Source organism: Pseudomonas sp. IT-P4, assembly GCF_949767755.1.
Classification (GTDB): domain Bacteria; phylum Pseudomonadota; class Gammaproteobacteria; order Pseudomonadales; family Pseudomonadaceae; genus Aquipseudomonas; species Aquipseudomonas monachiensis.
Window position 1 is genome coordinate 253,881 of the sequence record NZ_CATKPX010000023.1, and the last position, 21,077, is coordinate 274,957.

Annotated in this window: 21 protein-coding genes; 11 read left to right on the top strand and 10 right to left on the bottom strand. The window is 59.3% G+C overall.

The window, feature by feature from the left end; all coding sequences use genetic code 11:
* Positions 1 to 8: 8 nt before the first annotated feature.
* The 3 genes from ACM6IT_RS07700 (at position 9) to ACM6IT_RS07710 (ending at position 3,223) form a co-directional block, all read left to right on the top strand.
* On the top strand, positions 9 to 557 hold the full coding sequence (locus ACM6IT_RS07700) for a cupin domain-containing protein (RefSeq protein WP_008023455.1): 549 nt from the start codon (positions 9 to 11) through the stop codon (positions 555 to 557).
* 182 nt (positions 558 to 739) lie between these two features.
* Positions 740 to 1,162, top strand: coding sequence for a c-type cytochrome (locus ACM6IT_RS07705; RefSeq protein ID WP_033047925.1), 423 nt, complete (start codon positions 740 to 742; stop codon positions 1,160 to 1,162).
* A 138-nt stretch (positions 1,163 to 1,300) separates the two neighbouring features.
* On the top strand, positions 1,301 to 3,223 hold the full coding sequence (locus tag ACM6IT_RS07710; protein ID WP_414917778.1) for an acetyl-CoA hydrolase/transferase C-terminal domain-containing protein: 1,923 nt from the start codon (positions 1,301 to 1,303) through the stop codon (positions 3,221 to 3,223).
* Between the two features lie 131 nt (positions 3,224 to 3,354).
* Here the strand turns inward: ACM6IT_RS07710 and ACM6IT_RS07715 are convergent, their stop codons facing one another.
* Together ACM6IT_RS07715 and rep are read right to left on the bottom strand one after the other, a co-directional pair.
* A complete protein-coding gene (locus tag ACM6IT_RS07715) occupies positions 3,355 to 3,927 on the bottom strand; it encodes a xanthine phosphoribosyltransferase (protein ID WP_046038985.1) in 573 nt (190 codons plus the stop codon).
* A 195-nt stretch (positions 3,928 to 4,122) separates the two neighbouring features.
* Entirely contained in the window at positions 4,123 to 6,132 is a 2,010-nt protein-coding gene (gene rep / locus ACM6IT_RS07720; RefSeq protein ID WP_056726343.1) for a DNA helicase Rep, read from the bottom strand.
* Between the two features lie 264 nt (positions 6,133 to 6,396).
* On the opposite strand from rep, the gene ACM6IT_RS07725 reads away from it, so the two are divergent.
* Positions 6,397 to 8,070 carry a putative bifunctional diguanylate cyclase/phosphodiesterase gene (locus ACM6IT_RS07725; protein WP_056726344.1) on the top strand — a complete coding sequence of 558 codons (1,674 nt, stop codon included), beginning with the start codon at positions 6,397 to 6,399 and terminating at the stop codon, positions 8,068 to 8,070.
* Positions 8,071 to 8,209: 139 nt separating this feature from the next.
* Here the strand turns inward: ACM6IT_RS07725 and ACM6IT_RS07730 are convergent, their stop codons facing one another.
* Positions 8,210 to 9,607, bottom strand: coding sequence for a NorM family multidrug efflux MATE transporter (locus ACM6IT_RS07730; protein ID WP_056726672.1), 1,398 nt, complete (start codon positions 9,605 to 9,607; stop codon positions 8,210 to 8,212).
* A 158-nt stretch (positions 9,608 to 9,765) separates the two neighbouring features.
* On the opposite strand from ACM6IT_RS07730, the gene ACM6IT_RS07735 reads away from it, so the two are divergent.
* Positions 9,766 to 10,686, top strand: a complete 921-nt coding sequence (locus ACM6IT_RS07735; protein ID WP_414913537.1) for a LysR substrate-binding domain-containing protein — start codon at positions 9,766 to 9,768, stop codon at positions 10,684 to 10,686.
* 140 nt (positions 10,687 to 10,826) lie between these two features.
* On the top strand, positions 10,827 to 12,041 hold the full coding sequence (locus tag ACM6IT_RS07740) for an aldose 1-epimerase family protein (RefSeq protein ID WP_414913536.1): 1,215 nt from the start codon (positions 10,827 to 10,829) through the stop codon (positions 12,039 to 12,041).
* A 58-nt stretch (positions 12,042 to 12,099) separates the two neighbouring features.
* On the opposite strand, the gene ACM6IT_RS07745 is transcribed toward ACM6IT_RS07740, so the two are convergent.
* The 3 genes from ACM6IT_RS07745 to ACM6IT_RS07755 form a co-directional block, all read right to left on the bottom strand.
* Positions 12,100 to 13,593, bottom strand: a complete 1,494-nt coding sequence (locus ACM6IT_RS07745) for a YifB family Mg chelatase-like AAA ATPase (protein WP_056726347.1) — start codon at positions 13,591 to 13,593, stop codon at positions 12,100 to 12,102.
* A gap of 173 nt (positions 13,594 to 13,766) precedes the next feature.
* The gene (locus tag ACM6IT_RS07750; protein WP_177336484.1) at positions 13,767 to 13,937 is read right to left on the bottom strand and encodes a hypothetical protein; all 171 of its coding nucleotides are present in this window, start codon (positions 13,935 to 13,937) and stop codon (positions 13,767 to 13,769) included.
* A gap of 36 nt (positions 13,938 to 13,973) precedes the next feature.
* On the bottom strand, positions 13,974 to 14,507 hold the full coding sequence (locus ACM6IT_RS07755; RefSeq protein ID WP_056726348.1) for a hypothetical protein: 534 nt from the start codon (positions 14,505 to 14,507) through the stop codon (positions 13,974 to 13,976).
* A 192-nt stretch (positions 14,508 to 14,699) separates the two neighbouring features.
* Between ACM6IT_RS07755 and ACM6IT_RS07760 the strand changes: the two genes are divergently transcribed.
* Entirely contained in the window at positions 14,700 to 14,963 is a 264-nt protein-coding gene (locus tag ACM6IT_RS07760) for a HigA family addiction module antitoxin (protein ID WP_056726349.1), read from the top strand.
* Positions 14,964 to 14,974: 11 nt separating this feature from the next.
* Here the strand turns inward: ACM6IT_RS07760 and ACM6IT_RS07765 are convergent, their stop codons facing one another.
* Both ACM6IT_RS07765 and ACM6IT_RS07770 read right to left on the bottom strand, forming a co-directional pair.
* Positions 14,975 to 15,499: a Bro-N domain-containing protein gene (locus ACM6IT_RS07765; protein WP_056726350.1), complete on the bottom strand. Its 525-nt coding sequence runs from the start codon at positions 15,497 to 15,499 to the stop codon at positions 14,975 to 14,977.
* A 403-nt stretch (positions 15,500 to 15,902) separates the two neighbouring features.
* Positions 15,903 to 16,163 carry an accessory factor UbiK family protein gene (locus ACM6IT_RS07770; RefSeq protein WP_046038993.1) on the bottom strand — a complete coding sequence of 87 codons (261 nt, stop codon included), beginning with the start codon at positions 16,161 to 16,163 and terminating at the stop codon, positions 15,903 to 15,905.
* 408 nt (positions 16,164 to 16,571) lie between these two features.
* Between ACM6IT_RS07770 and glnK the strand changes: the two genes are divergently transcribed.
* The 4 genes from glnK (at position 16,572) to sutA (ending at position 19,347) form a co-directional block, all read left to right on the top strand.
* Complete coding sequence (gene glnK, locus ACM6IT_RS07775) at positions 16,572 to 16,910, top strand: P-II family nitrogen regulator (RefSeq protein WP_002555808.1); 339 nt, start codon at positions 16,572 to 16,574, stop codon at positions 16,908 to 16,910.
* Between the two features lie 35 nt (positions 16,911 to 16,945).
* The gene (locus ACM6IT_RS07780; protein ID WP_056726351.1) at positions 16,946 to 18,283 is read left to right on the top strand and encodes an ammonium transporter; all 1,338 of its coding nucleotides are present in this window, start codon (positions 16,946 to 16,948) and stop codon (positions 18,281 to 18,283) included.
* Positions 18,284 to 18,496: 213 nt separating this feature from the next.
* Positions 18,497 to 18,922, top strand: coding sequence for a secondary thiamine-phosphate synthase enzyme YjbQ (locus tag ACM6IT_RS07785; protein ID WP_056726352.1), 426 nt, complete (start codon positions 18,497 to 18,499; stop codon positions 18,920 to 18,922).
* Positions 18,923 to 19,023: 101 nt separating this feature from the next.
* A complete protein-coding gene (sutA, locus tag ACM6IT_RS07790) occupies positions 19,024 to 19,347 on the top strand; it encodes a transcriptional regulator SutA (RefSeq protein ID WP_046038997.1) in 324 nt (107 codons plus the stop codon).
* 126 nt (positions 19,348 to 19,473) lie between these two features.
* On the opposite strand, the gene ACM6IT_RS07795 is transcribed toward sutA, so the two are convergent.
* Both ACM6IT_RS07795 and xerC read right to left on the bottom strand, forming a co-directional pair.
* Positions 19,474 to 20,181, bottom strand: a complete 708-nt coding sequence (locus tag ACM6IT_RS07795; RefSeq protein ID WP_056726354.1) for an HAD family hydrolase — start codon at positions 20,179 to 20,181, stop codon at positions 19,474 to 19,476.
* The gene (gene xerC, locus ACM6IT_RS07800) at positions 20,178 to 21,077 is read right to left on the bottom strand and encodes a tyrosine recombinase XerC (protein ID WP_414913532.1); all 900 of its coding nucleotides are present in this window, start codon (positions 21,075 to 21,077) and stop codon (positions 20,178 to 20,180) included. Before xerC ends, ACM6IT_RS07795 begins: the two co-directional genes overlap by 4 nt.

The window sequence follows — 21,077 nt, forward strand, 5'->3', positions numbered from 1 at the left end:
CGCAAGCTTTGGACGTCGGTGAACGACTGCAATCCATCCGTAGGCTCAAAGGCCTTTCCCAGCGTGAGCTCGCCAAACGGGCGGGGGTCACCAACAGCACGATTTCGATGATCGAGAAGAACAGCGTCAGTCCCTCGATCAGTTCGCTGCGCAAAGTGCTGGGCGGGATTCCCATGTCCATGGTCGAGTTCTTTTCCGAAGAAATCCTGCAGGAAAAACCGACCCAGATTGTCTACAAGGCCAACGAGCTGATCGATATTTCCGATGGCGCGGTGACCATGAAGCTGGTCGGTCGGGCGCACCCGAGCCGGGCCATCGCATTCCTCAATGAAATCTATCCGCCAGGCGCCGACACCGGTGACGAGATGCTCACCCATGAGGGCGAGGAAACCGGCATCCTGGTCGAAGGAAAACTGGAACTGGTGGTCGGTCTCGAAACTTTTGTCCTTGAAGCCGGCGATAGCTACTACTTTGAAAGTACCAAGCCACACCGTTTTCGTAATCCGTTCGATGTGCCGGCGCGACTAATCAGCGCAGCCACACCGGCGAATTTCTAAGAAAAGAGGCGTCCTGCCAGCATCGCAGAGGCGCCCGGGCTGTTTTTCCGTCGCGGCCTAAGACCCCTTCGACTTTGGGGTTGTTTCAGTGCGACGGGCTTACCGCTATACTTGCGCCCGCCTGCGAACCGTGGCCGTAGGCGTGACTAGCCACCATTGAGGGTGAACGCGTGAACCTAATTATGAAAATGCTGGCTGCACCAGCAACCGTATTGGCCCTATGGGCTGTCAGTGTCAGCGCTCAAGCTGCGACCAATGACGATATCGCCAAACGCCTTGAGCCAGTCGGCCAGGTTTGTGTTCAGGGTAAAGAGTGCAAGGGCATGGAAGTGGCCGCTTCCGCTGGCGGCGGTGGTGGTGCGAAAACTCCGGATGAAGTGATTGCAAAACATTGCAACGCTTGCCACGGTTCAGGCCTGCTGGGCGCACCGAAAATCGGTGATGCCGCTGCCTGGAAAGAGCGTGCCGATCACCAGGGCGGCCTTGACGGCATCCTGGCCAAAGCCATTACCGGTATCAACTCGATGCCGCCTAAAGGTACCTGCGCCGATTGCTCCGACGCCGAGCTCAAAGGCGCCATCCAGAAGATGTCCGGCTTGAAATAAGCCTGAGTCTTGCTGCTGGAAAAGCCGCTTTCGAGCGGCTTTTTTGTGCCTGTGATTTAACCCGGATGGCTGTTCATTGCAGCAAAGACCCGGCAAGCTCGGTCCAGGCCCAAGTCATGGAACGTGAGGGAGGATCCGATGGTTCAGTTGTGCTCTATCGAACAGGCAGTCGATGACGTCTTGGCACGGTTGCCGGCGCATATCCACATGGGCCTGCCTCTGGGGTTGGGCAAACCCAATCACTTCGTCAACGCGCTGTATCGGCGGATCGCACAGTCGCCCGAACGACGGCTGACGATCTACACCGCGTTGTGCCTGGGGCGCCCGCCCTTGGGCGATGGTTTGCAAAAGCGCTTTCTCGAACCCTTTGTCGAACGGGTCTTCGGCGACTATCCGGAGCTGGAATTTCTCGCCGACCTGCGCCGCGATAGTCTGCCGGACAACATCCACATCCAGCAGTTCTTCATGCAGCCCGGCAGCCTGCTCAACAGTGCCGCGGCGCAACAGGATTACGTCAGCAGCAATTACAGCCATGCGGCGCGGGACATCAATGCCGCCGGGTTGAATCTGGTGGCGCAGCTGGTGGCCAGCCACGCCGAGCATCCTGACCGTTTGAGCCTGAGCTGCAACCCGGACATCACCCTCGACCTGTTGCCGATGATCGCCAGGCGCCGCGCCGCCGGAGAAACCATCCTGATGGTCGGCCAGGTGCACAACGATCTGCCTTACATGCCCGGCGATGCGGAAGTCGGCATCGACACCTTTGACCTGCTGATCGATGAGAAGGACAACACCACGCTGTTTTCCACGCCAAACATGCCGGTGGGGTGTCAGGACCATTTCATCGGGGTGCACGCCAGCACCCTGGTGCGTGATGGCGGTACCTTGCAGATCGGCATCGGCTCCATGGGCGATGCGCTGACAGCGGCGCTGCTGGCGCGGCAAGCCGACAACGACGGATACAGGGCTTTACTGGCAGACGTAAACCTCAGCCACTGGGCGCAACTGATCGAGCGCGAAGGCGGCATCGCCCCCTTCGCCAAAGGCCTGTATGGCTGTAGCGAAATGTTCGTCAACGGCTTGCTGGTGCTGGCCGATGCCGGGATCGTGCAACGCAAGGTTTATCCGGATGTGGCGACCCAGCAGCAGGCGAATGCCGGCACCCTCGACGAGGCTGCACAAACTGATGGCATCTCGGTGCACGGTGGTTTCTTTCTCGGTCCGCGTAGCTACTACGAGCGCTTGCGCGAATTGCCGCAAAGCAAGCGGCTCGAATTCAACATGACCCGCATCAGCTACATCAACGAGCTCTACGGCCAGGAAGAACTCAAGCGCTTGCAGCGCCTGGATGCGCGGTTCATCAACACCGCGTTCACCGTGACCTTGCTCGGTGCCGCCGTGGCGGATCAGCTCGAAGACGGACGTGTGCTCAGTGGCGTAGGCGGGCAGTACAACTTCGTGGTGCAGGGGCATGCGCTGGCAGGTGCGCGCTCGGTGTTGCTACTGCGCAGCTGGCGTGAGTCCGGCGGCGACGTCAGCTCGAACATCGTCTGGGAGTATGGTCACTGCACGATTCCCCGGCACTTGCGGGACATCGTGGTCACCGAATACGGCATCGCCGATCTTCGTGGCAAGACCGATGCGGCAGTGATCGAGGCCTTGCTCAATATCAGCGACTCGCGTTTTCAGCCGGGATTGATCGAGCAGGCGCAGAAAGTCGGCAAACTGCCCAAGGACTTCCGTCTCGATCCGCGCTTCAGCTATAACAATCCGCAGCGTTTGTTGGCGATTCAGGCGCGGCATCCGCAGCTGTTTCCGGAGTATCCGCTGGGCTGTGATTTCACCGAGGTCGAGCAGGATCTGTTGCGGGCGCTGAACTGGCTCAAGAGCAAGTTCAAGCTGAGTGAGGTGCTGGAGTTGGGCAAGGCAGCGCTGGACGCGCCGGAGCCTGCGTTGTTCCAGGAGCATCTGGAACGCATGCAACTGGCCAGCCCGGAGGGGATGAAGGAGGATTTGTATCAGCGCCTGCTGCTCACAGGCCTCAAGGCGACTGGGCAGTAACTGGTCACCGAAAACAACTGTGGGAGCGAGCTTGCTCGCGATAGCGGTGTATCAGTCAACGAAGATGTCGACTGACACTATGCAATCGCGAGCAAGCTCGCTCCCACAGGGGGATGTGCGTTGTGGTGGCTTTATTCGATAAAGGTCACAACACCGTCGGCCAGCGACTTCACTCGGGCCAGGGACTCTACGCGATAACCCTGCGAGTCCAGTTCCGCACGGCCGCCCTGGAACGACTTCTCGATCACGATGCCCAGGCCCGCCACGGTGGCGCCAGCCTGCTTGATGATCGAAATCAGTGCCTGGGACGCCTTACCGTTGGCCAGGAAGTCATCGATGATCAGCACGCGGTCGCTACTGGTCAGGTGGCGCGGGGAAATGGCCACGGTGCTTTCGGTCTGTTTGGTGAACGAGTACACGGTCGCCGACAGCAGGTTTTCGGTCAGGGTCAGGGACTGGTGCTTGCGGGCGAAAATCACCGGCACACCCAGGTTCAGACCGGTCATGATCGCCGGGGCGATGCCCGAGGCTTCGATGGTGACAATCTTGGTGATGCCCGAATCCTTGAACAGCGTGGCGAATTCGTCGCCGATCAGCTTCATCAGGGCCGGGTCGATCTGGTGGTTCAGAAAGGCGTCGACTTTCAGGACCTGGTCGGAAAGCACGATGCCTTCTTCGCGAATTTTCTTGTGCAATGCTTCCATGAAGCTGTCCTCAGTTGGCTCCAGACACTGTGAAAACTACTGCGCTCGGTAATCCTGCGTTAAAAACAGGCTCGGAATGCTCATTTACAGCCAGTAAACTCCGCTTCCTCGCCTGTTTTTGCCTTGTCTTACCTTCGCTCGCTACGTTTTCACAGCGCCTGGCTATGCCGATGTTCAATTAAAAAGTGGTCAATTCTAGCGCTTTAACATCGCGCGTATATCCGCCAATGCATTGTTGCCACGCACGGCTTTGACTTCGGTCGGTGTGTCGTCGTTGCCTTCCCAGGCCAGATCGTCCGGCGGCAGTTCATCGAGGAAGCGGCTTGGTGCGCAGTCGATGATCTCGCCGTACTGCTTGCGCTTGGCGGCGAAGGTGAAGGCCAGGGTCTGACGCGCGCGGGTAATGCCCACGTAGGCCAGGCGACGTTCTTCTTCGATGGTGTCGGCTTCGATGCTGGAACGGTGCGGGAGGATTTCCTCTTCCATGCCCATGATGAACACGTAGGGGAATTCCAGGCCCTTGGAGGCGTGCAAGGTCATCATCTGCACGCCTTCGGCGCCATCTTCCTCTTCCTGCTGACGCTCGAGCATGTCGCGCAGGACGAGTTTGCCGATGGCGTCCTCGACGGTCATTTCGCCTTCTTCGTCTTTTTCCAGGGTGTTCTTCAGCGCCTCGATCAGGAACCAGACGTTACCCATGCGGTAGTCGGCGGCCTTGTCGCTGGAGCTGTTGGTGCGCAGCCAGTTCTCGTAGTCGATGTCCATGACCATGCTGCGCAGGGCCGAGATCGGGTCTTCGCCGGCGCACTGCTCGCGCACCCGGTCCATGAAACGCTTGAAGCGCGACAGGCGATCGGTGAAGCGGCTGTCCAGATGCTCGCCCAAACCCATCTCGTCGGTGGCGGCGTACATCGAGATCTTGCGCTCGGTGGCGTAGTTGCCCAGCTTCTCCAGCGTGGTCGAGCCGATCTCGCGGCGCGGCACGTTGATCACCCGCAGGAACGCGTTGTCGTCGTCCGGGTTCACGATCAGACGGAAGTAAGCCATCAGATCTTTCACTTCCTGACGTCCGAAGAAGCTGTTGCCGCCGGAGAGGCGATACGGCACCTGGTGATGCTGCAACTTCAGCTCGATCAACTTGGCCTGGTAGTTGCCGCGATACAGGATCGCGAAATCGCTGTACGGGCGGTCGGTGCGCAAGTGCAGGCTGAGGATTTCCATGGCCACGCGCTCGGCCTCGGCGTCTTCGTTGCGGCAACGGATCACGCGGATCTCGTCGCCGTGACCCATTTCACTCCACAACTGCTTTTCGAACTCGTGGGGATTGTTCGAGATCAGTACGTTGGCGCAACGCAGGATGCGGCTGGTGGAGCGGTAGTTCTGCTCCAGCATCACCACTTTCAAGGACGGGTAGTCGTCCTTGAGCAGCATCAGGTTTTCCGGGCGAGCACCGCGCCAGGCGTAGATCGACTGGTCGTCGTCGCCTACCACGGTGAACTGGTTGCGTTTGCCGATGAGCATTTTCACCAGCAGGTATTGGCTGGCGTTGGTGTCCTGGTATTCGTCGACCAGCAGGTAGCGCACCTTGTTCTGCCACTTTTCCAGGATGTCGGCGTGCTCTTCGAACAGCTTCACCGGCAGCAGGATCAGGTCGTCGAAGTCCACCGCGTTGAACGCCTTGAGCGTGCGCTGGTAGTGGGTGTAGACGATGGCGGCGGTCTGTTCCTTGGGGTTGCGCGCGTTTTCCAGGGCCTGGGCCGGCAGGATCAGGTCGTTTTTCCAGGCGCCGATCATGTTCTTGATCTCGTCGACGCCGTCGTCGCCCGAGTATTCCTTCTGCATGATGTCGGTCATCAGGGCCTTGACGTCGGTCTCGTCGAAGATCGAGAAGCCCGGTTTGTAGCCCAGCCGCACGTGTTCCTTGCGGATGATGTTCAGGCCCAGGTTGTGGAACGTGCAGACCGTCAGCCCGCGCCCTTCACCGGCACGCAGCAGGGTGCCGACCCGTTCCTTCATTTCGCGGGCGGCCTTGTTGGTAAAGGTCATGGCGACGATGTACTGGGCGCGAATGCCACAGTTCTGGATCAGGTGCGCGATTTTGCGCGTGATCACGCTGGTCTTGCCGGAGCCTGCGCCGGCGAGCACCAATAGAGGGCCGCCGACGTAGTTCACGGCTTCTTGCTGCCGGGGATTGAGTCGGGACATAGGTAAATTCAGGAGTCAGTCACGAAATGGGCCGGCATTTTAACAGGCTCAGCGAATTGTGCTGCTCTGTCCGACTTGTGACGTAGCGCGCTATCTGTAATTGCCGGTTTTGTTACTTTCACGCAGGATGCGCAACGAATTTGCGGCTAATGTTCGTAATTGCGGATACAAAGGGTTCGTTTTGCTCACTGATGTCATTGTCATTGGTCATCGGAACGGCATAATGCCCGTCGCCTACATCTTTGCAGAGTCTAGGGAGCTAGCTTGTCTACGCCTGTCGAACCCTTGCGTTTGCTGCTACTGGCCGAAGAGCCAGCGTGGGCAGCGTTGTTGCGCGAGTGTCTGGCTCCTATGGGGAGCTCGGCCGTGCTCATCAGCGCGCCGAGTTGGGAGTCGGTCAGCAGCCTGTTCGATGACAACCACAGCGCGGTGTTATTGACCATCCCGCAACTTCAACCGGCGCCGGGCCGTTGCAGCCTGCCGACGGTGTTGTTGCTCGACCATGAGCCGCTGACCCCGCCCGACGGCGTGAGTGACTGGCTGGTGCGCGACCTGCTCGATCCCGGCATGTTGCGCCGTTGCCTGCGTCATGTGCGCGAACGCGGCGTCCTGGAAAACACGCTGCAACGCCTGGCCGAGCAAGATCCGCTGACCGGCATCGCCAACCGTCAGGGCTTCCAGACCCTGTTGACGGCACGCCTGGCGGAAAACGACGGTCGTGGCCTGGCCCTCGGTCATCTCGACCTCGACAACTTTCGTTATGCCAACGACGCCCTCGGCCATCAGGCCGGTGACCGCCTGATCCTGCAAGTGGTGGCGCGGCTCAAGAGCCAGCTTGAGGTCGGCGATCAACTGGCGCGCCTGGGCAGTGATGAATTCGCTCTGCTGATCGACACCCGTCGCGCTCCCCAGCGTGCGGAGTGGATGGCCGAGCGCATCAGCGAAGCGCTGGCCGAGCCTTATTGGGTCGATGGCGAAAGCCTGCTGATCGGCTCCAGCCTGGGCATCGCCTACGCCCGGGCCCAGACCGGCGCGGATCCGCTGATGTGGCATGCGCACATCGCAATGCAGCAGGCCAAAAGCACCCAGGGCTGCACCTTTCACATTTTCAACGAGCGTATCAACCGCAATGCCCGCAGCATCGCCGACCTGGAAACCGAGCTGCGCCGGGCACTGCGTCGCGATGAGCTGGAGCTGCATTACCAGCCACGGCTGAACCTCGAAGACGGGCAAATCGTCGGCCTCGAAGCTTTGGTGCGCTGGCGGCATGCCGAGCGCGGCTTGCTGCCACCGAGCGAATTCGTGCCGCTGGCCGAGCAAAGTGGTCTGATTGTGCCGCTGGGCTACTGGGTGATTTCCCGGGCCCTGCGCGACATGCAGGCGTTGCTTGAACTTGGAATGCCGCCGTTGCACATGGCAATCAACCTGTCGTTCCGGCAGTTCCAGGACAGCCAGTTGCTGTCGACCCTGAGTCGCCTGATTGCCGAGCGCGGTGTCGAGGCGCAGTGGCTGGAGTTCGAGCTGACCGAGACCGCCGTGATGCGCCGCAGCGATCTGGTCAAGCAGACCATGGACGCCCTAGGGCGCCTCGGCGTGCGCTTCTCCCTCGACGACTTCGGTACCGGGTTCTCGTCGTTTGTGCACCTCAACAGCCTGCCGATCACTTTGCTGAAGATCGACAAGAGCTTTGTCGGCGGTATGGAGCAGCGTGAGGAAAACCGCAAACTGGTCCACGCGATGATCAACCTGGCGCACAACCTCAACCTCGAGGTGGTCGCAGAAGGCGTGGAAACGCCGGAGCAACTGGATCTGCTGCGCGGGTTTGAATGCGATCAGGTGCAGGGGTATTTGATCAGCAAACCATTGCCGCTGGCCGAGTTGGTGGAGTACCTGACGTTTGGCTCCAGTCAGCAGCCGATGCTGGAAGTCGTGAGCTGACCGCGACCTTTCAGTTGGTCCAAAACCTGTGGGAGCGAGCTTGCTCGCGATGGCGGTGTATCAGTCGAAATGGATGTTGACTGACCTGGCCTCATCGCGAGCAAGCTCGCTCCCACAGAGGATTTCCCACAGGGGGATCTCAATCTGGCTGAGCGACTGTGAAGCCATTCTGTGACGTCGACTCGCGCCGAATCATCCGCTTCATCTTCCACTCAAACCCCAGCGTCAGGCTCACCGCCGCACACGCCAGCCCCAGCGCAAGGCCCCACCAGACGCCCGTTGGCCCCCAGTCCAGGTGGAACGCCATCCACCACGCCGCCGGTGCGCCAATCAGCCAATAGCAGCCCAGGCCGACGAGGAAGGTGGTCTTGGCATCCTTGAGCCCACGAATGCAGCCCATGGCAATGGTTTGCACGCCGTCGAACAGCTCGAACCATGCCGCCACCGCCAGCAGGCTCACGGCAAGGTTGATGACATCGCGAAACGCCGGGTCGTTGTGGTCGAGAAACAGGCCGACCAACTGATTTGGCAGTAGCCAGAAGACCATGGCGAAACACAGCATCGCCGCCGCCCCGAACGCAATGCCGACCCGCCCGGCCAGCCGTGCATCCAGCAATTGTCCGGCACCGTAGTGCTGGCCGATGCGCATGGTGATCGCATAAGAAATCCCCGCCGGGACCATGAACGCCACCGAGACGATTTGCAGGGCAATCTGATGCGCCCCCAACTGCGTGCTGCCCATGGTGCCCATGCACAGCGCGGCGAAGGCAAACAGCCCGACTTCCACCGCGTAGGTGCCGCCAATCGGTAGGCCCAGGCGCCACAGTTCCTTCAGGTACGGGCGGTTCAGCCGCGACAGACCCTGGCGTAGCGGATAGGCGTTGTAGGCCGGATGCCGACGAATGTGCCAGGCCAGCGCCAGCGCCATGAGATTGGCGACAATCGCAGTCACGAGCCCGATACCCATCAGCCCCGGTTTCGGCAGGCCGAACATGCCGGTGATCAACGCATAGTTGAGCAAAAAGTTGGCAACCGTCCCGCCCACGCTGATCACCATTACCGGTGTTGCGCGGCCGATGGCGCTGGTGAACCCGCGCAGGGCCATGAAGCTCAGATAGCCGGGCAGGGCGAACGGCAGGAAGATCAAAAATTGACCGGCCGCGTTGACGTTGGTTTCGGTCTGCCCGAACAGCAGCAAGACCGGTTTGAGGTTCCACAGCAGCAAACCGGCAACCAGCGCCATCAACCACGCCAGCCACAGCCCGGCCTGGGTCAGCCGGGTAGCCCCGACAATATCGCCAGCACCCTGACGGATCGCCACCAGAGTGCCGACTGCTGCAATCACGCCGATGCAGAAAATCGACACGAACGAATAGGTTGCCGCACCGAGCCCACCACCGGCCAATGCCTCGGGACTCAGGCGCGCCATCATCAGGGTGTCGGTGAGGACCATCAGCATGTGTGCCAACTGCGAGGCAATCAGCGGCCCCGCCAGCCGCAGGATGGCCCAGAGTTCAGTACGTGCTGGATGCTGCATGGTCATCACGCTCGATTATCAAAGGGAACAGGAAAGAACCGATTCTCGGCGCTTTGCGGGGTTTGCACAAAGGGATAAAAAGGATGGATAGCATGATTCAAACTCATGCTGGAGAGTTTCTGCTAGGGTGGGCGAACCCCGCAGTAGGAGCTTTCCCAATGTCCCGTCGTCTTCCTCCCTTGTATGCTCTGCGCGCATTCGAAGCGGCGGCGCGACACAGCTCGTTTACCCGTGCGGCCGAAGAACTGTCGATTACCCAAAGTGCAGTCAGTCGGCATATTCGTACGCTCGAAGAGCATTTTGCCTGCCGCTTGTTTCACCGCAGTGGCCGCAACCTGCAACTGACCGAGTCGGCCCGTTTGTTGTTGCCGGGCATTCGCGAAGGCTTCACCGCCCTGGAGCGGGCCTGCAATACCTTGCGCGCCGAAGACGACATCCTGCGCATGAAAGCTCCCTCGACCCTGACCATGCGCTGGTTGCTGGCGCGCCTCAGTCGCTTCCGTCATCTGCAGCCGGGCAACGAAGTGCAATTGACCAGCGCGTGGATGGACGTCGATTCGGTGGATTTCAACCATGAACCTTTCGACTGCGCCGTCATACTCAGCAACGGGCATTTTCCACCGGACTGGGAAGCGACTTTCCTGTTCCCCGAAGAGTTGATTCCCGTGGGCGCGCCAAATCTTCTGAAGGATCAACCGTGGGACGTTGCGCGTCTGGCCAGTACTGAGCTGCTGCATCCGACTCCGGACCGCCGCGACTGGCGCAACTGGCTGGAGCGCATGGGGCTGGCCGATGAGGTGTCGCTCAAGGGCGGACAGGTATTCGATACCCTGGAGCTGGGCATGATCGCCGCCGCGCGGGGCTATGGCGTGTCCATGGGCGATCTGCTGATGGTGGCGGAAGATGTAGCCCAGGGACGCCTGAGTTTACCTTGGCCGACCGCCGTCGCCAGTGGTGAGAATTATTACCTGGTCTGGCCGAAAACCCGCCCTGGCGGCGAGCGTTTGCGTCGCCTCAGCGATTTCCTGCAAGGCGAGGTCCGGGCCATGGAGTTACCGGATGTCGAACGCCTTGGCTGAATCGATGGCATCGACTCAATTCCGTTTGCCCCCCCATCTACGTATCAATTGTCTTTCTTGGCATTTTCTCGACTTATGTTCTTGCTGAAACGTTTCATCAAGTTTATAAAAATGGCACAACTCCAACAAAGGCGATTGCCATGACCCCACTCAAACTCGTCGTTGCCCTTAGCGCACTGTCCGCTGCCTCCCAAGCACTAGCCTGGGATTACGTCCTGCTCGACACCGACAAGGCCGCCCAGAACTGGCAAGTCACCAGCCAGCAACTCGGCATAAAAACCGATAAACCTTTCAGCGTGACCCTGCGCACCTTGCACGGCGGTCGGCAGGAAGGCGTCAGCATCGTCGACATCGATAACGGCACGATGAAGCTTTCGGTAGTTCCAACTCGTGGCATGAACGTCCTGCAGGCCTCGGTCGGTAACGTGCGCATGGGTTGGGATTCACCAGTCAAGGAAGTGGTCAATCCGTCCTTCATCGAGCTCAACGGCCGTGGTGGCCTGGGCTGGCTGGAAGGCTTCAATGAGCTGGTCACCCGCTGCGGTTACGAGTGGGTCGGCCACCCCGGCATCGACAACGGCGAACTGCTGACCCTGCACGGTCGCGCTGCCAATATCCCGGCCAACAAAGTCACCTTGCACATTGATGAAAAACCGCCGTACGCCATCAGCCTGCGCGGCGAGCTGAAAGAGCAGGCTTTCAAGAAAGTCGACTTCTCGGTCGCGACCGAACTGGTCACCGAGCCCGGCAGCGTAGCGTTCGCCCTCAACGACACCCTGACCAACAACGGCGACTATCCGAAGGAATACCAGGCGCTGTATCACAGTAACTTCAGCACCCCATTCCTGGAGCAAGGCGCCCGCTTCGCTGCGCCGGTGAAACAGGTGTCGCCGTTCAACGATAAAGCCAAAAGCGATTTGCCGGACTGGCAAACCTATCGCGGACCGACCAAGGACTACGACGAAACGGTTTACAACGTAGTGCCTTACGCCGATGCCAAGGGCGATACATTGACCGTCCTGCATAACAAGGCCGGCAGCCTGGGCGTCTCGGTTGGTTTCAACACTCAAACACTGCCCGTGTTCTCCCTGTGGAAAAACACCGATACCCAAGGGCAGGGCTATGTCACGGGACTGGAGCCAGGCACGAGTTTTTCCTACAACCGCCGGTATCAGCGGCCACTGAACCTGGTGCCAATCATTGGGCCGAAGGAGCAGAAACAGTTCCGCATCAGCTACGGCTTGCTGGCGGATAAGACCGCTGTGGATAAGGCGTTGAAGCAGGTCAGCGAGATTCAAGGTGGGCGGGAGACTGAGGTGCGGCAGACGCCGTTGGTTGACCTTACCAAGGGTTGATTTTCGCCGTCTTTGCGAAAAGCCGCTTATTGGCCGGAAAAACGCTTACAAATTTGAGCTACTGGCTTGTTGGCCGATATTGCAGTGCTTCGGCCAAGTGCTCGCGTCTGATTTCATCGACTTGTTCAAGGTCCGCAAGAGTGCGCGCTACTTTGAGCAGTCGATGGGCCGCTCGCAGTGACAAGGTCAGTCGTTCACACGCCGTCTCCAGCCAGGTTTCGTCTGTTGTGGATAACTTGCAGTGTCTGCGCAGGCCCGGCAAGTCGAGAAAGGCATTGGCACAGCCTTGGCGCTTTTGTTGCCGTTCGCGTGCATCGGCAACCAACCCGGCGGCGGTGGCAGTGTCGTCGCCGGGTTTTAACGCAGGATTCAATGCCGTGGCTTCGCGAGCAACCGTCAGGTGCAGATCAATACGATCCAGCAGTGGCCCCGACAGTTTGTTGCGATAGCGCTGAACCATGTCGGGCGTACAGGAACAACGGCCACTCGGTTCGCCAAGATATCCACAGGGGCAGGGATTCATCGCGGCGACCAGTTGAAAGCGCGCCGGAAAGCGTACGCGGTCCTTGGCGCGAGAAATCACGATGTGGCCGGATTCCAGTGGCTCTCTCAACACCTCCAATACCTTGCGATCAAATTCCGGGAGTTCATCGAGGAACAGCACGCCATGGTGAGCGAGGGTGATTTCGCCCGGTTGCGGTTTCGAGCCACCGCCCACCAGTGCCGGTCCTGAGGCGGAGTGGTGTGGCTGTCGGAAGGGGCGCTGTGGCCAGTGGCTCAGTGGTACACAACTGGCGACGGATTGAATTGCTGCGACTTCCAGTGCTTCGCTCTCGGCCAGGGGTGGCAGCAGCCCTGGCAATCGGCTCGCCAATAGCGTCTTGCCTGTACCCGGTGGCCCGCTGAACAGCAGGTTATGCGCACCCGCCGCTGCAATCAGCAGTGCGCGTTTGGCTGCCATTTGCCCCTGGACTTCATTCAAGTCGGGATAGGGTTTGCTGGCGTAGAGCAAACCATTGGAGGCGTAAGGCTCGATGGGTGTGTGCCCATTGAAATGCGCCACCGCCTGCAGCAGATGGTCCACTGCGATGACCTTCAACCCTGACGCCAGGCAGGCCTCTTCGGCATTCGCCTGCGGCACCATCAACCAGCGCCCGGCCTTGCGCGCCGCCAATGCCGCCGGCAGCACTCCACGGACCGGCCGCACTGCACCGGAAAGCGCCAACTCCCCCAGGCACTCCACGTCATCCAGCGTCAGCGTCGGCACCTGCACACTGGCCGAGAGAATCCCCAGGGCAATCGCCAGATCGAATCGCCCGCCATCCTTGGGCAAATCAGCGGGCGCCAGATTCAGCGTGATCCGACGCGCAGGAAACTGCAGCCCCGAATTGATGATCGCACTGCGCACCCGGTCTTTGCTTTCCTTCACTGCGGCTTCAGGTAGACCGACCATCGTCAACGACGGCAAGCCGTTGGCCAGATGAACTTCTACGGTAACGGCAGGCGCTTCCACGCCCACCTGGGCGCGGCTGTGGACGATGGAGAGGGACATGGTCGTTCCTTGAAATTACGGGGAGCCGCTTCCTGCGGTTTTTCAAGGGTAGTCAGGAGATGAGCATTTCGCGTGGTGTCAGGGAAGGTGAATTTTCGCAGGATGTTGCGAGCTATCGCCGGACGGGCGGGCAGCAAAAAACCGCCATTCAAGCGGTTCTTTGGTAAACAGTTTCAGACTCTTTTACCGGCAAGTAAGCCCGGAGGTTCAAGGTCTTTGCCGTGAGCCGCAGCGACATCAAGAAATCGTTGTTGATTGGCTGAAATCTTGCCGCCTAGCCGAAGTGCTTCAGCATGATATTGAATAATGAGTAAAAGCTTGGCTTTTCGCTTTCTTTGAATCATGGACACCTCCTGTGCCTTGGAGTGAGATCGATACTATTAATCGTCCAGGTAAATGACAAGTCGATTGTTCTGGTCGAAGCTGAATCCGAGGTTCTGGTAGTAGGGGACGACATTTGGGCCAGGATCCTGAATCTCTATTTCTTTGCACCCCAGCATTCGTGCATAGGTATCTGTAGCCAGCAGTGCCATCGGAGCGATCAAGCCACGAAGAGGATGAGACCTGTCTGGGTGACCCTGCAAAAGAATGATCTTTATGCAAATAGCGCTTTTACGCGGAGTGGCATAACACAGACCACATAGTTTCTGTTCGTACCAGATGGCCAAATCCAGTCCCTTGGCATCTTTGCACTTCCAGTTCGACACGCTTTCCCATGGGAAGAGTGCAGCTTCCAACCACGGGAGGCAGGCAGTAATCGCAGCTGGAGTTATTGGGTCGAACCTAACCGCCTCGGTGTTGAGTTTCCTGGCCCGAGATTTACAGTCCTTGACGAACATTTTATATGCGAGCTTTCGTGCATCTGATTTGTAAGTCTGGTTTCGAAGTTCGGTGCCTTTTCCTTTTCTTCTCATTGCTGGCGTCTATCGAGTAACAAGGCGAAAAGCGTAAAGAAAAGGGTGAGGACTGATAAATCAGGCCGGAGCGCCGCTTTTTGTAGGACCCTGCCGAGAAAGATGAAGGACGTCGGTGAAAGAGCGTGGATGGTCTTGCCGGATGAAGGTTGCTGCTTATGATCTCGCTGAATGCAGCCTTAGGAGGCGTGAATGAACAGGAATGGGATGCGCCCGATTCATCCTGGCGAAATTCTCAGTGAGGAGTTTTTGAAGCCACTGGGCGTTACAACCGATGCTCTGGCTCGCTCGTTGAACGACCCGGAGGCGGAAATAAGCGATGTTGTGAATCAGCGGAGCGGTGTCAGTGTTGGTCTGGCGCAAAAGCTATCCATCAACCTGAACACCACGCCCGAGTTCTGGCTGAATCTGCAATCGACCTACGAGTTGCGCTCGGCCCAGATCGAGCGTGGTTGAACGTTAAATATTCAAAGCGACTGCAAGACGAGTGAAGCCCGCTTCCACCACGGTTTTACCGGGCGTCTTGCCTGCTCCTGCTCTGTCATCATCTGCGGCACATCCTGCAACCGAATCCACGGCTGGTTGTTCCAGTGCAGCAGGCTCAACGACATTTCCGGCCAGTTGAGCAGGCTCAGTTGCGGGCGTTCGGTTGTGGTGGGGTATTGGGCATCTCGCAGGGCGGGAACAACTTCGTGGGTGAGCCATTCACGCAGAGCTCGGTACTCGGGGCAGTAGTGGTAGACCAGTAATGCGTAGACGCCGGATTCGCTGACCAGCAGGGTGTTTTCGATATGTCCGTGGATGAGGGTTTTGGCTGTTTGGTATTGGTCGGGGTCGAGTTTTCGGACTTGGCGGTCGTTGAGGTAGATGCGTAGCAGTCGCCCTAGGTCGCGGGCGCTGAACCAGGGTTGGTTTTGTATCAGGAGGGCGTGGAGGTGGAGTTTGTGGCGGGTGAAGACTTGCGGAATCAGGTAAGCATCATCTCGATTCATTGATACAGCTCCTTTTGCTTAAGGGCTGCCGGCAATTGTCGCCAAACAATTGGGTGGCAGTTGTACGCGGGTTGGCGAACCGGAGCAAAAGGAACCCGGCAGACCCGGAGATCTCCCACGCACAACCGCCATGACTTGCGTCGATGGTCGTCATGCTCCTTTAGCTTCCGGGTCGCCAAACCCAGTGCTGAACATTCAGCTGAGGGTGAGCTTAGGAACCGGAGATCTGCGGCGCAATCGGACGGCGGTGTGATGTTTGTAGGACGTTGCCGGGATTGTTGCGGGGCTTGCGATCAAAAGATCACAGCCTGCGGCAGCTCCTACAGGTGAAGTGCAAGGTCGTGCCGACCTTCAATCGCGAGCAGGCTCGCTCCCACAGGGGGACTGCATTTCACATCAGAATTTATTCAGTCGGCGGATTCAGCTTCGCTTCCAGCTCCGCCACCTTCGCCTCAAGGCTCTCCAGCCGAGCCCGCGTGCGTGCCAGCACGACCATCTGGCTATCGAATTCTTCCCGGCTCACCAGATCCAGTTTGCTGAAGCCGCTCTGCAGCAGCATTTTGAACTGGCTTTCGATTTCAGCTTTCGGCAGAGGCGTATCGCCGCTGAAGAGGCGGGAGGCGGTGCCGGTGAGGGCGTCGAGGAAGTCTTTTGGCGCGAGCATGGGCAATGTCCTGGAAACAATGACGGGCAGTGTATCACGCAGTGTCTATAGTCATTTGCGCGGGCAAGGGATGCACACTTTTCGCGCATTGGGACGGACGGTGCCGCACCGTTGTTGTGCGTAACCCGGCGAGTGTTGTTGCGATATGGCGGACATCTGCCGGCAAAAGATTGAAAACTATGAGTTTTGTGGAGATGGCAAGGTTTCTGCTTAGATGCTGGTGACCCATGCACTGATGCAGTCACTGTGACGAACGCAGTGCGCCAAGCGAAGCGGGGGAGTGTTTCGTGAGGAGCGTCGGACGGGCAGGTCAGGGCCGACGATGCGTTACAAAGCCAGGCACTGCGCTTAGACTTGAGTCGGGTTTGTTTTCCTGGGGCAAGTCCACCAATTCGGGAGAGAGTTTTCATGAAGCTAGTCACTGCCATCATCAAGCCGTTCAAGCTGGACGACGTACGCGAGTCGCTGTCCGAGATCGGCGTGCAGGGCATTACCGTCACTGAAGTCAAAGGCTTTGGTCGGCAGAAGGGTCACACCGAGCTGTATCGCGGCGCGGAATACGTGGTCGATTTCCTGCCCAAGGTGAAGATCGACGTCGCCATCGACGACAAGGATCTGGACCGGGTAATCGAGGCCATCACCAAGGCTGCCAACACCGGCAAGATCGGTGACGGCAAGATCTTCGTGGTCAATCTGGAACAGGCGATTCGCATCCGTACCGGCGAAACCGATACCGACGCAATCTAAGCCGCCACAAACCCAACGCCCCAGGAGAAAACAATATGACTCTGCGTAAATTCGCAGGGCTAGGAGCCCTGTTGTCCATCGTAATGCCCAGCCTTGCTCTGGCGGCAGACGAAGTGGCGGCCCCAGTCCTCAACTCCGGCGACACCGCCTGGATGATGACCTCGACGGCCTTGGTGCTGTTCATGACCATTCCCGGCCTCGCGCTGTTCTACGGCGGCATGGTTCGGTCGAAAAACATTCTTTCCGTGATGATGCAGTGCTTCGCCATTACCGGTCTGATCAGCGTCCTGTGGGTCATTTATGGCTACAGCATCGCGTTCGACACCACGGGCATGGAGCAGGGCGTCGTCAACTTCAACTCGTTCTTCGGCGGCATGGGCAAGGCATTCCTCGCCGGCATCACGCCAGCCAGCCTGACCGGCCCTGCGGCGCTGTTCCCTGAGGCGGTATTCGTCACCTTCCAGATGACCTTCGCGATCATCACCCCGGCGCTGATCGTCGGTGCGTTCGCCGAGCGGATGAAGTTCTCCGCGATGCTGGTGTTCATGGGCATCTGGTTCACCCTGGTGTATGCGCCGATCGCGCACATGGTCTGGTCCGGCAACGGCGGCCTGATGTGGGACTGGGGCGTGCTCGATTTCGCCGGTGGCACAGTGGTGCACATCAACGCCGGTGTGGCTGGTCTGGTTGCCTGCCTGGTGCTGGGCAAGCGCAAGGGCTTCCCGACCACGCCGATGGCTCCGCACAACCTCGGTTACACCCTGATGGGCGCGGCCATGCTGTGGGTTGGCTGGTTCGGTTTCAACGCCGGTTCCGCCGCTGCGGCCAATGGCACCGCCGGCATGGCGATGCTGGTAACTCAGATTGCTACCGCCGCTGCCGCACTGGGCTGGATGTTTGCCGAGTGGCTCACCCACGGCAAGCCTAGCGCACTGGGCATCGCTTCGGGCGTGGTTGCCGGTCTGGTGGCAATCACCCCGGCTGCCGGCACTGTCGGCCCGATGGGCGCGCTGGTAATCGGTCTGGCGGCTGGCGTGGTGTGCTTCTTCTGCGCCACCACCCTCAAGCGCAAGCTCGGCTATGACGACTCCCTGGACGCCTTCGGTGTGCACGGTATCGGCGGTATCCTCGGCGCAATCCTGACCGGTGTGTTCGCTGCTCCGTCCCTGGGCGGCTTCGGCACCGTGACCGACATTGCCGCGCAAGTGTGGATTCAGTGCAAAGGCGTGGGCTTCACGGTGATCTACACCGCGATCGCTACATACATCATCCTCAAGGTGCTGGATGCGGTCATGGGCTTGCGTATCAACGAAGAAGAAGAGGCGGTCGGCATCGATCTGGCGCTTCACAACGAACGCGGCTACAACTTGTAAGCAAGCGCTAAAAAAACTGCCCGGCTTGCCGGGCATTTTTTTGTCTGGAATTTGTCGTTGAAGGCTGGGCTGAAAGGTTTTTTCCTACAGGTTTTACGATGTTTACGTCGGGTGTTTTTGTGCAGCCAAAGGCTTACAGGATTGAAGGAATATTAGGGCCTTTGTTTTTTCCCAGAGCGCGCTAGAATGCGCCCCGAACGTGCGGAGAACTGTATGTGGCAACAGACTCTGATTACCTTGCGGGCGAGGCCCCGGGGCTTTCATCTGGTAACGGACGAGTTACTCGCCGGCCTGCCTGAACTCAAGGCGTGTCGGGTCGGTCTGTTGCATTTGTTGCTGCAGCATACCTCGGCGTCGTTGACCATCAACGAGAACGCCGATCCGGCGGTACGTCGCGACTTCGAACGATTTTTCAATCGTCTGATCCCACAAGGAACAGACGGCTATGAGCATAACGACGAAGGCCTGGACGACCTCCCGGCGCACTTCAAGGCCAGCGTGCTTGGCTGTCAGCTCAGTTTGCCGATTTCGGCAGGCCAGCTGGCGTTGGGGACCTGGCAAGGCGTTTATCTGGGCGAGCACCGTGATCATGGCGGTGCCCGTAAAGTCCTCGCCACCGTACATGGTGAAGAGGCATAGCCGCTGGTCAGCAGCGGCTGTTGAATTTTTTCCTGCTGCCTTCGACAGAGGGCAAAGCTGGGCTATAACTAATCTGCTTTTCGCAAGTCATGAGGTAGAACATGAGCGACGATGATCTGGAAAACGACGACCTCGAAGTAGGCGACGACGACGAAACCGAAGAAGGTCTGGAAGCAGCGGCGGAAGACGTCGCTGAAGACGACGGCGGTGATGCGCCGGTTCCGGCTGCCAAAGGCAAGGCCAAGGCAGCGGTATCGGTCGATGAATTGCCAAGCGTCGAAGCCAAGAACAAGGAACGCGATGCTCTCGCGCGGGCCATGGAGGAGTTTTTGGCCAAGGGTGGCAAGGTGCAGGAAGTGGAGGCCAATGTGGTCGCCGATCCGCCCAAGAAACCGGACAACAAGTACGGCAGCCGGCCTATCTGAGCCTGCTACCCGCTTGCTGAAAAAGCCCGCCGTCGCTGCGGGCTTTTTCATGCCTGAAACAAAAAAATGAAACCTGTGGTGATCCCTGTGGGAGCGGCGGTGCGGCGATCCCACATTGGTTCTGTGTCAGGCTGAGGCCTTGTTCCACCGCGCCAACAGCGCCGGCAAATCGGTCAGGCTGCGAATCTCCGCATCCGGCAACCGTTCGGCTTCCCAGACCTTGCCCGCCGGGTTGAACCAGATTGCCCGCATTCCCGCCTGCTGCGCACCGGCAATGTCATCGCCCGGATGATCGCCAATGTGCACCGCCGTTTCAGCAGTCGCGCCACCGCGCTGCAAGGCCTCCTGAAACAATCGCGCATCGGGTTTGGCGATGCCGATGTCTTCGGCGCACAACGCAAACTTGAAGTAATCCGCCAGGCCCAGCCGACGCACATCGGCGTTGCCATTGGTGATCACGCCGAGAGCGTAATGGTTGGCGAGAATTTCCAGGGTCGGTTCGACCTCTGGAAACACTTCGATCTGATGCCGGGCATGCAGGAACACTTCAAAGCTCTTGTCCGCCAGATCCGAGGCTTCTGCATGGGTGTAGCCAGACTCTTCGAGTGCATGGAACAGCACCCGCCGACGCAATGCGCTGATGCGGTGCTTGAGGCCAGGCTCGTTGCTCAACACGCGCTCACGAATGGTCCACAGATGCTCCACCGGCACCGCCCCAAGGTTGGGTGCGTACTCGGTCAGCCATTCACGCAAAACGGCTTCGGCGCTGACGATGACGGGGGCGGTGTCCCACAAGGTGTCGTCGAGGTCGAAGGTGATCAACTGAATGCTCATGAATCGTCGCCCTTAATGCGTTTGGCCCTTGGGTGGGCGTTGTCGTAGACCGTGGCCAGGTGCTGGAAGTCCAGGTGGGTGTAGATCTGCGTAGTCTTGATGTCCGAGTGGCCGAGCAGTTCCTGTACTGCGCGCAGGTCCTGGGAGGATTCCAGCAAATGGCTGGCGAAGGAGTGCCGCAACATGTGCGGGTGCAGGTTCTGCCCCAGTTCGCGCTCGCCGGCAGCCTTGACCCGCACCTGGATCGCCCGGGGGCCGAGGCGGCGGCCTTGCTGGCTGACAAACACCGCATCGTCTGCCGGGTTGGCCATCGCCCGCAGCGGCAACCATTGTTCCAGTGCTTCGCGAGCCTTTTTACCCACCGGCAACAGTCGGGTCTTGCTGCCCTTGCCGAGCACCTGGACCATGCCGTCGGCCAGGTCGAGCTGATCGAGATTGAGTCCGGTCAGCTCCGACAGGCGCAGCCCCGAGGAGTAGAACAGTTCCAGAATCGCCTGGTCCCGGCGTGCGAGAAAGTCGTCCTCCACACCACCTTCCAGCAGTTGCAGGGCGCGGTCGGTATCGAGGGTTTTCGGCAGGCGGCGTTCGCCTTTGGGCGGCGCGAGGCCATTGGCTGGATCGTGGTCGCACAGGCCTTCACGGTTCAGGTAGTGATAGAGCCCGCGAACGGCTGACAGCAATCGCGCCAGGCTACGGGACGAGTGGCCTTGGGCATGCAGGCGGGCAACCAGGCTGCGCAGGCGCTGGATGTCCAGCGCCGTCCAGCTGCCGATGTTCTGTTTGATGCACCAGCCCAGCACTTTATCGAGGTCGCGGCGGTAGGCCGACAGCGTGTGTGGCGACACCTGCCGCTCACTGCGCAGGTGTTCGCAGTAAGCGTCCAGTTGTCGTTCCAT